Here is a 13,189-nt window from a genome sequence, read left to right as displayed (position 1 = left end):
GGTATGAGGTGAAGCTATGTTAAACCGCGAGCTCGAAGTCACCCTCAATCTTGCCTTCAAGGAGGCCCGTTCGAAGCGTCATGAATTCATGACCGTCGAGCACCTGCTGCTGGCACTTTTGGATAACGAAGCTGCCGCCACCGTTCTACGTGCGTGCGGCGCCAACCTCGACAAACTCAAGCATGACCTGCAGGAGTTTATCGACTCCACCACGCCACTGATCCCCGTGCATGACGAGGACCGCGAGACCCAGCCAACCCTGGGCTTCCAGCGGGTATTGCAGCGTGCTGTTTTCCACGTACAGAGCTCCGGTAAGCGTGAAGTCACAGGCGCCAACGTGCTGGTGGCAATTTTCAGCGAGCAGGAAAGCCAGGCAGTGTTCCTGCTCAAGCAGCAGAGCGTTGCCCGTATTGATGTCGTCAACTACATCGCCCACGGTATCTCCAAGGTGCCTGGGCACGGCGATCATTCCGAGGGTGAACAGGATATGCAGGACGACGAGGGCGGTGAGTCTTCTTCTTCGGGCAATCCACTGGATGCCTATGCCAGTAACCTCAATGAGCTGGCGCGCCAGGGGCGGATCGATCCGCTGGTGGGGCGTGAGCTTGAGGTCGAGCGTGTAGCGCAGATCCTCGCGCGTCGTCGCAAGAACAACCCGTTGCTGGTGGGTGAGGCCGGCGTGGGTAAAACCGCGATTGCCGAGGGCCTGGCCAAGCGCATTGTCGACAATCAGGTGCCTGACCTGCTGGCCAACAGTGTCGTCTACTCCCTTGACCTGGGCGCCTTGCTCGCCGGGACCAAGTACCGTGGCGATTTCGAGAAGCGCTTCAAGGCGTTGCTCGGTGAGCTGAAGAAACGTCCGCAGGCGATCCTGTTCATTGATGAAATCCACACCATCATTGGTGCCGGTGCGGCATCCGGTGGGGTAATGGACGCCTCGAACCTGCTCAAGCCGCTGCTGTCTTCGGGTGATATCCGCTGCATCGGTTCGACCACGTTCCAGGAATTTCGTGGCATTTTCGAGAAAGACCGCGCCTTGGCGCGTCGCTTCCAGAAAGTCGACGTGTCCGAGCCTTCGGTTGAAGACACCATTGGCATCCTGCGCGGGCTCAAGGGGCGTTTCGAAGCGCACCATGGCATCGAGTACACCGATGAAGCCCTGCGTTCGGCCGCTGAACTGGCGTCGCGCTACATCAATGACCGGCACATGCCGGACAAGGCCATCGACGTGATCGACGAGGCGGGTGCCTACCAGCGCCTGCAGCCGGTCGAGAAGCGTGTGAAACGCATCGACGTACCTCAGGTCGAGGACATCGTGGCGAAGATCGCGCGGATTCCGCCAAAACACGTCACCAGTTCCGACAAGGAACTGCTGCGTAATCTGGAGCGTGACCTCAAGCTAACCGTGTTCGGCCAGGATGCGGCCATCGACTCGCTGTCCACCGCGATCAAGTTGTCGCGTGCGGGCCTCAAGTCGCCGGACAAGCCTGTGGGTTCGTTCCTGTTCGCTGGTCCTACCGGCGTCGGCAAGACCGAGGCGGCACGGCAGTTGGCCAAGGCCATGGGCATTGAGCTGGTGCGTTTCGACATGTCCGAATACATGGAGCGTCACACTGTGTCGCGCCTGATCGGTGCGCCTCCGGGCTATGTCGGGTTCGACCAGGGCGGCCTGTTGACCGAAGCGATCACCAAGCAGCCGCATTGCGTATTGCTGCTCGATGAAATCGAGAAGGCGCACCCGGAAGTCTTCAACCTGCTGCTGCAGGTGATGGACCACGGCACCCTGACCGACAACAACGGGCGCAAGGCGGATTTCCGCAACGTGATCGTGATCATGACCACCAACGCCGGTGCCGAAACGGCCGCGCGGGCTTCGATCGGCTTCAGCCATCAGGATCACTCTTCCGATGCCATGGAAGTGATCAAGAAGAGCTTTACGCCGGAGTTCCGCAACCGTTTGGACACCATTATCCAGTTTGGTCGCCTCAGCCATGAGGTTATCAAGAGCGTGGTGGACAAGTTCCTCACCGAGCTTCAGGCGCAGTTGGAAGACAAGCGCGTGCAGCTGGACGTGACGGACGCGGCACGCAACTGGCTGGCCGAAGGTGGTTACGACGCGGCAATGGGCGCTCGCCCGATGGCGCGTCTGATCCAGGACAAGATCAAGCGGCCATTGGCCGAGGAGATCCTGTTCGGCGAGCTGTCCGACCATGGCGGCGTGGTGCATATCGACCTGAAGGATGGCGAGCTGACCTTCGACTTCGAAACCACTGCGGAAATGGCCTGATCGTTGACTGCACTACAGCAAAGGCGCCGAAAGGCGCCTTTTTGCTGTCTTGATGTTGGTGGAGATCAAATGCAGTGGCTGGCTTGCTTGCGAAAGCGGTGGGTCAGCCACCGAATGCATCAACTGACGGATCGCCTTCGCGAGCAAGCCCGCTCCCACAGGGGATTGGGGTGGGCCTGAGACCCCGGGTGTACGCAGATCAAATGTGGGAGCTGGCTTGCCTGCGAAGGCGGTGGGTCAGCCAGCGAATGCATCAACTGGCGGATCGCCTTCGCGGGCAAGCCCGCTCCCACAGGGGATTGGAGTGGGCCTGAGAGCCCGGGTGTACGCAGATCAAATGTGGGAGCTGGCTTGCCTGCGAAAGCGGTGGATCAGCCAGCGAATGCATCAACTGGCGGATCGCCTTCGCGGGCAAGCCCGCTCCCACAGGGGGTTGGGGTGGTGCCTATACCCCGGGTGTATGCAGATCAAATGTGGGAGCTGGCTTGCCTGCGAAAGCGGTGGGTCAGTCGCCGAATGCATCAGCTGACAGGCCGCCTTCGCGGGCAAGCCCGCTCCCACAGGGGATTGGGGTGGGGCCTGAGACCCCGGGTGTATGCAAATCAAATGTGGGAGCTGGCTTGCCTGCGAAAGCGGTGGGTCAGTCGCCGAAAGCATTAACTGACACACCGCCTTCGCGAGCAAGCCCGCTCCCACATGAGCCCTGCAGCGCTATATAAATAGCGCGCACACAAAAACGCCCGGCATAACCGGGCGTTTTGTATTGACTTGCTTAACGAGCGCGGTAAGTGATGCGCCCTTTGCTCAAGTCATAGGGCGTCAGCTCGACGCGCACTTTGTCACCGGTAAGAATACGAATGTAGTTCTTGCGCATCTTGCCGGAGATATGCGCGGTTACGACGTGCCCATTTTCCAACTCCACACGAAACATGGTGTTGGGCAGGGTGTCGACGACAGTGCCTTCCATTTCGAAGCTGTCTTCTTTCGACATGCAGTAAAGCCCTCGGTATCCAGTGAATGGCCCGGTGCAACTGCGCCAGGCAAAAGCGGCGTGCATTGTGCCCGAAAAAGGGTGTTTAAGCCAAGGGGTTCTAGTTAAGCGTGACCCATCTTTGATTAATCAGCAGTTCAATAGGCCGATATTGGGTCTTGTAGTTCATCTTTTTGCAGTTCTTGATCCAGTATCCGAGGTACACCGCCTCGAGTTCCAGGCGCATGGCTTCGCCAATTTGCCAGAGGATCGCGAAGCGCCCCAGGCTGCGGCGTTCTTCGGCTGGTTCGTAGAAGGTGTAGACCGCCGACAGGCCGTTAGGCAGCAAATCGGTCACGGCGACGGCCACCAGGCGACCGTCGAGGCGAAACTCGTAGAATCGCGAGAACGGCAGCTCACGCACCAGGAAGGTGGAAAACTGATCGCGGCTGGGCGGGAACATGTCGCCGTCAGCATGGCGTTGCTCGATGTAGCGCTGGTAAAGGTCGAAATATTCTTCGCTGAACCTCGGCTTGGCCGAGGTCACCGTCAGGTCGGCGTTGCGCTTGAGAATGCGTTTCTGGTTGCGGTCCGGTACAAACTGCGCCACAGGGATGCGCGCCGGGACGCAGGCATTGCAGTTCTGGCAATGGGGCCGGTACAGGTGGTCGCCGCTGCGCCGAAAGCCCATTTCCGAGAGATCGGCATACACATGCACGTCCATTGGCTGGCTGGGATCGAGGAACAGCGTGGTGGCCTGCTCGTCGGGCAGATAGCTGCAAGAGTGGGGTTGAGTGGCATAAAACTTCAAACGCGCCAACTCGGTCATGATCAACCCTCGGGTAAGCTTTGAAATAAGTGTAAGCCAGGTGCGCGCAAGTCGCCTAGGAAACCCACGGTCCAGTGTTGGGTTGATCCAGATGGTCGCGCAGCAGGCCCGCGAATTCGCTGCGAGGGATGGCGCGGGCGCCCAGGCTGTGCAGGTGATCGTTGGGCATCTGGCAGTCGATCAGCACAAATCCCCAGGCCTGCAGTTGCCGAGTCAGTGTGGCAAAGCCGAATTTCGAGGCGTTGTCGGCGCGACTGAACATGGATTCGCCGAAGAACAATTGGCCCATCGCCAGGCCATACAGGCCGCCTACCAGTTCACCGTCGTCCCATACCTCCACCGAGTGCGCGTAGCCGCGCGTGTGCAACTCGAGGTAGGCGCTCTGGATGCCCTCGGTGATCCAGGTGCCATCGGCGTAGGCGCGCGGCGCGGCGCAGGCCTGGATGACGGCGGCGAAATCCTGGTCGAATGTCACGCTGTAGCGCTGCTGGCGCAACAATTTGCCCAGGCTGCGCGAGACGTGCAGTTCGTCGGGGAAGATCACCGTGCGCGGGTCGGGCGACCACCAGAGGATCGGCTGGCCCTCGGAGAACCACGGGAAGCAACCGTGGCGATAGGCCTGGACCAGGCGTTCGGCCGACAGGTCACCGCCGGCGGCGAGCAGGCCATTGGGTTCGCGCATGGCTTTGGCCAGTGGCGGAAATGTCAGGGTGTCGCGTTGTAACCAGGTCAGCATGGCATCCAGGCTTACGGAAGGGGAGGGGAGTGGCAGGAATGTCGCCTGCACCGAGAGCGTGATTATTGTCGACACAGCGCTGTGGGGCCAGCCCGAATCGGCCATCGGCGCGCATTAGCGTGAGCGCGTGTTTCTGCAACTCTGTGCCTGAGGCGTGGTCGTAATCGGGTCTGGCCGATGCAGGCCATTTGCCAAGCTTGCCTGGATTGGTAAAAACAGCTCATAAGCCTTTGTCAGCAAAGACAATGCATGCTCAAATTGAACATCTTGTGACACACAATTGGCTATGCTGCTTGAAGAGCGCCAAGTGGTGTGGCATCAGGGGCACAAACCCGTACAATGCGGCGATTGTGGCGTTATCGCCATTTCATCCAGCAATCGCCCAGTGTTAAAAGTAGATTCAACGACGTTCGTTCATTTTTCAGCTGCTCGGATTGGGCAGTATTTACAGTTATTCAACAGATGGACGCGCTAAAGGCGCAGGAAAAGACCCGTTTTGAAGAAATCCGCCGCAACACCCAAAGCAGCAGTCGTGCCGGCCTGGCGCCAGCACCTGCACTACCGACTCAAGGAAGGAGCGCTGATCGCTATCGGCGCGCTGTGCCTGTTCCTGATGATGGCCTTGCTCACGTATGGCAAGGACGATCCGGGCTGGAGCCACAACAGCAAGATCGAAGACGTGCAGAACTTCGGTGGACCTGCCGGCTCCTACAGCGCCGATATCCTGTTCATGGTGCTCGGTTACTTCGCGTATATCTTCCCCTTGCTGCTGGCGATCAAGACCTGGCAGATCTTCCGCCAGCGGCATGAGCCGTGGCAGTGGAGCGGCTGGCTGTTTTCCTGGCGCCTGATCGGCCTGGTGTTCCTGGTGTTGTCCGGCGCGGCGCTGGCGCATATCCACTTTCATGCGCCTACCGGCCTGCCGGCGGGCGCGGGCGGGGCGCTGGGCGAAAGCCTTGGCGACCTGGCGCGCAGGACCCTGAATATCCAGGGCAGCACCTTGATGTTCATCGCGCTGTTCCTGTTCGGCCTCACCGTGTTCACCGACCTGTCGTGGTTCAAGGTGATGGACGTGACCGGCAAGATCACCCTCGACCTGCTGGAGCTCTTCCAGGGCGCTGCCAACCGTTGGTGGGCGGCCCGGGTCGAGCGCAAGCGCATGGTCGCCCAGTTGCGTGAGGTCGATACCCGCGTCAACGAGGTGGTCGCCCCGAGTACGCCGGACCGCCGCGAGCAGGCCAAGGTCAAGGAGCGCCTGATCGAGCGCGAGCAGGCCCTGAGCAAGCACATGTCGGACCGCGAGAAGCAGGTGCCGCCGGTGATTGCTCCGGCACCGCCCAAGCCCGCCGAGCCAAGCCATCGCGTGCAGAAAGAGAAACAGGCGCCGTTGTTTGTCGACAGCGCCGTCGAAGGCACCTTGCCGCCGATCTCGATCCTCGATCCGGCCGAAAAGAAGCAACTCAACTATTCCCCCGAGTCCCTGGCGGCTGTCGGCCACCTATTGGAAATCAAACTCAAGGAGTTCGGCGTCGAAGTGTCGGTGGACTCGATCCACCCCGGCCCGGTGATTACCCGTTACGAAATCCAGCCGGCGGCAGGCGTCAAGGTCAGCCGTATCGCCAACCTGGCCAAGGACCTGGCGCGCTCCCTGGCCGTGACCAGCGTGCGCGTGGTCGAAGTGATTCCCGGCAAGACCACCGTAGGTATCGAGATTCCCAACGAGGACCGCCAGATCGTGCGCTTCTCCGAAGTACTCTCGACGCCGGAATACGACAACTTCAAATCGCCGGTCACCCTGGCCCTGGGTCATGACATCGGCGGCAAGCCGGTGATCACCGACCTGGCGAAAATGCCGCACTTGCTGGTTGCCGGTACGACCGGTTCGGGTAAGTCGGTGGGTGTGAACGCGATGATCCTGTCGATCCTGTTCAAGTCCGGCCCGGAAGACGCCAAGCTGATCATGATCGACCCGAAGATGCTCGAGCTGTCGATCTACGAAGGCATTCCGCACCTGCTGTGCCCGGTCGTCACCGACATGAAGGACGCCGCCAACGCCCTGCGCTGGAGCGTGGCCGAGATGGAGCGTCGCTACAAGCTGATGGCGAAGATGGGCGTGCGCAACCTGTCGGGCTTCAATGCCAAGGTCAAGGAAGCCCAGGACGCCGGCACGCCGCTGACCGACCCGCTGTACAAGCGCGAGAGCATCCACGACGAAGCGCCGCTGCTGAGCAAGCTGCCGACCATCGTGGTGGTGGTCGACGAATTCGCCGACATGATGATGATCGTCGGCAAGAAGGTCGAAGAACTGATCGCGCGTATCGCCCAGAAGGCGCGGGCGGCGGGTATTCACTTGATCCTCGCGACCCAGCGTCCGTCGGTGGATGTGATCACCGGCTTGATCAAGGCCAACATTCCGACGCGGATGGCGTTCCAGGTGTCGAGCAAGATCGACTCGCGGACCATCATCGACCAGGGTGGCGCCGAGCAGCTGCTCGGCCACGGTGACATGCTCTACATGCCGCCGGGCACCAGCTTGCCGATTCGGGTGCACGGCGCCTTCGTTTCCGATGACGAAGTGCACCGCGTGGTGGAAGCCTGGAAACTGCGTGGCGCTCCGGAATACAACGACGACATCCTCGCGGGCGTCGAGGAAGCCGGCAGCGGCTTCGACGGCGGCAGCAGCGGTGGCGACGACGATGCCGAGACCGACGCGCTGTACGACGAGGCCGTCGCGTTTGTGCTGGAAAGTCGCCGCGCCTCGATTTCCGCGGTGCAGCGCAAGCTGAAAATCGGCTACAACCGCGCCGCGCGCATGATCGAAGCCATGGAAATGGCTGGCGTCGTGACCGCAATGAACACCAACGGCTCGCGCGAAGTCATCGCCCCCGGGCAGATGCGCGACTGATCACGTGCCGCGTGGCAGCACGCGGCACGCCCTAACGACTCAATGAGGACTCCCATGCGTCTTATCCGCATGCTGTTGTTGCCAGCACTGGCCCTGACTGCTGTTTCGGCGCACGCCGACCCGGCCTCCGTGGCCAGCCTGACCAACCTGCTGGACAAATCCAAGACCCTGACCGCGCGCTTCTCCCAGCTGACCCTGGACGCGGGCGGCACCCAGTTGCAGGAAACCGCCGGCGAAATGGCCGTGCAGCGCCCTGGGCTGTTCTACTGGCACACCGAAGGCAAGGCGGAGCAGACCATCGTCTCCGACGGCCAGAAAGTCACGCTGTGGGACCCGGACCTGGAGCAGGCGACCATCAAGAAGCTGGACCCGCGCCTGAACCAGACGCCAGCGCTGCTGCTGTCGGGTGATGTGTCGAAAATCAACGAGAGTTTCGACATCACCTCCAAGCAAACCAGCAATGTGATCGAGTTCACCCTCAAGCCAAAATCCAAGGACACGCTGTTTGACACGCTGTCCCTGTCGTTTGGCAATGGCGTGATCAACAACATGCGGCTGGTCGACAGCGTCGGCCAGCGCACCGATATCCTGTTCTCCGGGGTCAAGGCCAATGAGCCGGTGCCGGCGTCCAAGTTCAAGTTCGACATCCCCAAGGGTGCCGACGTGATCCAGGAATAATCTGCCAAGAGGTTTCAAACGCTGCCCATGGACCTGTTTCGAAGTGACCCGATTGCTCAGCCACTGGCCGCGCGCTTGCGCTCGACCAACCTGGATGAGTATGTCGGGCAGGAACACCTGCTCGCTCGCGGCAAGCCTTTGCGCGAAGCCCTGGAGCAGGGTGCGCTGCACTCGATGATTTTCTGGGGGCCGCCAGGCGTGGGCAAGACCACCCTGGCGCGGCTGCTGGCAAAAGTCTCGGATGCGCACTTCGAAACGGTCTCGGCGGTACTGGCCGGGGTCAAGGAGATCCGCCAGGCGGTCGAGGTCGCCAAGCAGCAGGCCGGGCAATACGGCAAGCGCACCATCCTGTTTGTCGATGAAGTGCATCGCTTCAACAAGTCGCAGCAAGATGCGTTCTTGCCCTATGTCGAAGACGGCACGCTGATCTTTATCGGCGCCACCACCGAAAACCCTTCGTTCGAACTCAACAACGCCTTGCTGTCGCGGGCGCGGGTCTATGTGCTCAAGAGCCTGGACGAAGCGGCGATGCAAAAGCTGCTGCACCGCGCGTTGAACGAAGACAAGGGCCTGGGCAAGCGCCAACTGAGCGTCAGCGACGAAGGCTTCAAGATTTTGCTGACTGCCGCCGATGGCGATGGCCGGCGCTTTCTCAACCTGCTGGAAAACGCCTCCGACCTGGCCGAAGACGGCAGCGAAATTGGCGTCGACCTCCTGCAAAGCCTGCTCGGCGATACGCGTCGGCGCTTCGACAAGGGCGGCGAGGCTTTCTACGATCAGATCTCGGCGCTGCATAAATCCGTGCGCGGCTCCAACCCGGACGGCGCGTTGTACTGGTTTGCGCGGATGATCGACGGCGGCTGCGACCCGCTCTACCTGGCCCGCCGCGTGGTGCGCATGGCCAGCGAAGACATCGGCAACGCCGACCCGCGCGCCTTGAGCCTGTGCCTGGCCGCGTGGGACGTGCAGGAGCGCCTCGGCAGTCCCGAAGGCGAATTGGCCGTGGCCCAGGCCATTACCTACCTGGCCTGTGCGCCCAAGAGCAACGCGGTGTACATGGGCTTCAAGTCCGCGCTGCGCGCCGCTGCCGAGTACGGCTCCCTCGAAGTGCCGTTGCACCTGCGCAACGCGCCCACCAAGTTGATGAAACAACTGGGCTACGGCGACGAATACCGCTATGCCCACGATGAGCCGGATGCCTACGCGGCCGGTGAAGACTATTTCCCCGATGAGCTTGAGCCGCTGCCGCTCTATCAGCCGGTTCCGCGTGGCCTGGAGCTGAAGATCGGCGAAAAGCTCAATCACCTGGCCCAACTCGATCGCCTCAGCCCTAAACAGCGGAGAAAGTAGTGCTCAAGACGATTCTTGCCGTGTCCGCAGCCGGCATCGCTGGTACATTATTGCGTTTCGCCACCGGTAACTGGGTCAGCGCTAACTGGCCCAAGCATTTTTATGCGGCGACCCTGGCGGTCAACCTGGTGGGCTGTTTGATCATCGGGTTGTTGTACGGCTGGTTCCTGTTGCGTCCGGAAGTGCCGATTGAAATTCGCGCCGGCTTGATTGTCGGCTTTGTAGGCGGTCTGACGACCTTTTCATCCTTTTCACTGGACACGCTGCGACTGCTGGAAAGCGGGCAGGCCCTGGTCGCCTTCGGGTACCTGGGCATCAGCGTGTTCGGCGGGCTGCTCGCCACCTGGGCCGGCCTGTCCTTGACCAAACTTTGATAAACGAGAGACCGACATGCTCGATTCCAAACTGTTACGTAGCAACCTTCAGGACGTAGCGGACCGCCTGGCATCCCGTGGCTTTGCCTTGGATGTTGCGCGCATCGAAGCGCTGGAAGAACAGCGCAAGACCGTCCAGACCCGCACCGAAGCACTGCAGGCTGAGCGTAATGCGCGTTCCAAATCCATCGGTCAGGCCAAGCAGCGCGGCGAAGACATCGCGCCGCTGATGGCGGATGTCGAGCGCATGGGCACCGAGCTGTCCGACGGTAAAGTCGAGCTGGAAAAGATTCAGTCCGAGCTGGATTCGATCCTGCTGGGCATTCCCAATATTCCCCATGAGTCCGTACCGGTCGGCGAAGACGAAGACGGTAACGTCGAAGTGCGCCGCTGGGGCACGCCGACGACTTTTGATTTCGAGATCAAGGACCACGTCGCCCTGGGCGAACTGACCGGCGGCCTGGATTTCGAAACCGCCGCGAAGATGTCCGGCGCGCGCTTTGCCTTGCTGCGCGGCCCGATCGCACGCATGCATCGCGCCCTGGCGCAGTTCATGATCAACCTGCACACCGGCGAGCACGGCTACGAAGAGGCCTACACCCCGTACCTGGTGCAGGCACCGGCGCTGATGGGCACCAGCCAGTTGCCGAAGTTCGAGGAAGACCTGTTCAAGATCAGCCGCGATGGCGAAGCCGATCTGTACCTGATCCCGACCGCCGAAGTGTCGCTGACCAACATCGTCGCCGGCGAGATCCTCGACGCCAAGCAACTGCCGATCAAGTTTGTCGCCCACAGCCCGTGCTTCCGCAGTGAGGCGGGTGCATCGGGCCGTGACACCCGCGGCATGATCCGCCAACACCAGTTCGACAAGGTCGAGATGGTGCAGGTGGTCGAGCCGTCGACTTCCATGGAAGCCCTGGAAGGCCTGACCGCCAACGCCGAACGCGTCCTGCAACTGCTGGAGCTGCCGTACCGCGTGCTGGCGCTGTGCACCGGCGACATGGGTTTCAGTGCCGTGAAGACCTACGACCTCGAAGTGTGGGTGCCGAGCCAGGACAAATACCGCGAGATTTCGTCGTGCTCCAACTGTGGCGATTTCCAGGCCCGTCGCATGCAGGCGCGCTTCCGCAACCCGGAAACCGGCAAGCCGGAACTGGTCCACACCCTCAACGGTTCGGGCCTGGCGGTAGGCCGTACGTTGGTGGCCGTGCTGGAAAACTACCAGCAGGCTGACGGCTCGATCCGTGTGCCGGAAGTGCTCAAGCCGTACATGGCGGGCGTCGAGGTCATCCGCTAAATGGAGTTTCTGCCGCTGTTTCATAACCTGCGCGGCAGCCGTGTGTTGGTCGTCGGTGGCGGGGAGATTGCCTTGCGCAAATCCCGGCTGCTGGCCGACGCCGGTGCAGTGCTGCGGGTGGTTGCTCCCCAGATCGAAGACCAGCTGCGTGTGTTGGTGCTGGGCAGTGGCGGGGAATTGATTTTGCGCGGTTATCAGGAGGCCGATCTCGACGACTGCACCCTGATTATCGCCGCCACCGATGACGAGCCGCTGAACGCGCAAGTGTCCAGCGATGCCAAGCGTCGTTGCGTGCCGGTCAATGTGGTGGATGCGCCGGCCTTGTGCAGCGTGATCTTCCCGGCGATTGTCGACCGTTCACCGTTAGTGATCGCGGTGTCCAGCGGCGGCGATGCGCCGGTGCTGGCACGCTTGATCCGGGCCAAGCTGGAAACCTGGATTCCGTCCACCTACGGGCAACTGGCCGGGCTCGCCGCGCGTTTTCGCGCCCAGGTCAAAGGCCTGTACCCGGATGTGCAACAACGCCGTGCGTTCTGGGAAGAAGTGTTCCAGGGCCCGATTGCCGACCGTCAATTGGCCGGGCAGGGTGACGAGGCCGAGCGCCTGCTGATCGAAAAGGTCAACGGCGCGCCGCCGTATGCACCGGGCGAGGTGTACTTGGTGGGGGCAGGGCCGGGTGATCCGGACCTGCTGACCTTCCGCGCCTTGCGCCTGATGCAGCAGGCCGACGTGGTGCTGTACGACCGCCTGGTGGCCCCGGCGATTCTCGAACTGTGCCGCCGCGATGCCGAGCGTATTTATGTCGGCAAGCGTCGCGCCGATCACGCGGTCCCGCAGGACCAGATCAACCAGCAACTGGTGGACCTGGCCAAGCAGGGCAAACGTGTATTGCGGCTCAAGGGTGGCGACCCGTTCATTTTTGGCCGGGGTGGCGAAGAGATCGAGGAACTGGCGGCCCATGGCATTCCGTTCCAGGTGGTGCCTGGCATCACGGCGGCGAGCGGATGCGCGGCGTATGCCGGGATTCCGCTGACTCACCGTGACTATGCGCAGTCGGTGCGGTTTATCACCGGGCACCTGAAGGACGGCACTTCGGACCTGCCCTGGCATGACCTGGTGGGACCGTCGCAGACCCTGGTGTTCTACATGGGCTTGATTGGCTTGCCGATCATCTGCGAACAACTGATCAAGCATGGCCGCGCGGCGGACACCCCCGCTGCGTTGATCCAGCAGGGCACCACCTCCAACCAGCGCGTATTCACCGGCACCCTGGCGGACTTGCCGCGGATGGTGGCGGAGCATGAAGTGCATGCACCGACACTGGTGATCGTCGGCGAAGTGGTGGTGTTGCGCGAGAAGCTGAAGTGGTTTGAGGGCGCGCAGTCGCAGGTTTAGGCCTGTGTGATTGCCGGGCTTGTTGAGGCTGCGCAGTTGTTGTGGCCGGTGGGCTTTCTGAGGCCAGTGAGATTTCTGAGGTCGGGGAGATTTTTGTGGGCAGTGGAGATTTCTGAGGCCTGTGGGATTCCTATGGGCAGTGGAGATTCCTGTGGCCAGTGAGATTCCTGTGGTCAGTGGAAATTCCTGAGCCAGTGAGATTCCTGTGGTCAGTGGAGATTCCAGAGGTCAGTGGAGATTCCAGAGGCCAGTGATATTCCTGAGGTCAGTGGAGATTCCTGAGGCCAGTGAGATTCCTGTGATCAGTGGAGATTCCTGAGGCCAGTGAGCTTCCAGAGATCAGTGGAGATTCCTGAGGCCAGTTGAGG

10 protein-coding genes are annotated in these 13,189 nt (G+C 61.4%); 7 read left to right on the top strand and 3 right to left on the bottom strand.

Annotated elements, in window-relative coordinates:
* The first annotated feature begins 16 nt into the window (after positions 1 to 16).
* A complete protein-coding gene (clpA, locus tag QMX97_RS18025; protein ID WP_065907505.1) occupies positions 17 to 2,287 on the top strand; it encodes an ATP-dependent Clp protease ATP-binding subunit ClpA in 2,271 nt (756 codons plus the stop codon).
* A gap of 772 nt (positions 2,288 to 3,059) precedes the next feature.
* Here clpA and infA read toward each other — a convergent pair.
* The 3 genes from infA to aat all read right to left on the bottom strand — a co-directional run bounded on the left by infA (position 3,060) and on the right by aat (position 4,822).
* On the bottom strand, positions 3,060 to 3,278 hold the full coding sequence (infA, locus tag QMX97_RS18020; protein ID WP_002553999.1) for a translation initiation factor IF-1: 219 nt from the start codon (positions 3,276 to 3,278) through the stop codon (positions 3,060 to 3,062).
* 100 nt (positions 3,279 to 3,378) lie between these two features.
* The gene (locus tag QMX97_RS18015) at positions 3,379 to 4,086 is read right to left on the bottom strand and encodes an arginyltransferase (protein WP_065907503.1); all 708 of its coding nucleotides are present in this window, start codon (positions 4,084 to 4,086) and stop codon (positions 3,379 to 3,381) included.
* 55 nt (positions 4,087 to 4,141) lie between these two features.
* A complete protein-coding gene (aat, locus tag QMX97_RS18010) occupies positions 4,142 to 4,822 on the bottom strand; it encodes a leucyl/phenylalanyl-tRNA--protein transferase (RefSeq protein ID WP_065907502.1) in 681 nt (226 codons plus the stop codon).
* A gap of 496 nt (positions 4,823 to 5,318) precedes the next feature.
* Between aat and QMX97_RS18005 the strand changes: the two genes are divergently transcribed.
* From QMX97_RS18005 to cysG, 6 genes are read left to right on the top strand one after another with little or no spacing between them, the layout of a single operon-like run.
* Positions 5,319 to 7,727 (top strand): DNA translocase FtsK, encoded by a 2,409-nt coding sequence (locus QMX97_RS18005; RefSeq protein WP_065907501.1) that lies wholly within the window; start codon positions 5,319 to 5,321, stop codon positions 7,725 to 7,727.
* A 54-nt stretch (positions 7,728 to 7,781) separates the two neighbouring features.
* Positions 7,782 to 8,405, top strand: coding sequence for an outer membrane lipoprotein chaperone LolA (gene lolA, locus QMX97_RS18000; protein WP_065907498.1), 624 nt, complete (start codon positions 7,782 to 7,784; stop codon positions 8,403 to 8,405).
* A 27-nt stretch (positions 8,406 to 8,432) separates the two neighbouring features.
* Positions 8,433 to 9,755 (top strand): replication-associated recombination protein A, encoded by a 1,323-nt coding sequence (locus QMX97_RS17995; protein ID WP_065907495.1) that lies wholly within the window; start codon positions 8,433 to 8,435, stop codon positions 9,753 to 9,755.
* Positions 9,755 to 10,129 carry a fluoride efflux transporter CrcB gene (gene crcB / locus QMX97_RS17990; protein WP_065907493.1) on the top strand — a complete coding sequence of 125 codons (375 nt, stop codon included), beginning with the start codon at positions 9,755 to 9,757 and terminating at the stop codon, positions 10,127 to 10,129. Before QMX97_RS17995 ends, crcB begins: the two co-directional genes overlap by 1 nt.
* A 16-nt stretch (positions 10,130 to 10,145) precedes the next feature.
* Entirely contained in the window at positions 10,146 to 11,426 is a 1,281-nt protein-coding gene (serS, locus tag QMX97_RS17985) for a serine--tRNA ligase (RefSeq protein WP_065907488.1), read from the top strand.
* Positions 11,427 to 12,821, top strand: coding sequence for a siroheme synthase CysG (gene cysG / locus QMX97_RS17980; RefSeq protein WP_065907487.1), 1,395 nt, complete (start codon positions 11,427 to 11,429; stop codon positions 12,819 to 12,821).
* Positions 12,822 to 13,189: the final 368 nt, after the last annotated feature.

The organism is Pseudomonas sp. PS01298 (genome assembly GCF_029959745.1).
Classification (GTDB): Bacteria; Pseudomonadota; Gammaproteobacteria; order Pseudomonadales; family Pseudomonadaceae; genus Aquipseudomonas; species Aquipseudomonas aylmerensis.
The sequence above is the reverse complement of the archived record's forward strand: the minus strand, read 5'-3'. Positions and strand labels throughout refer to the sequence as shown.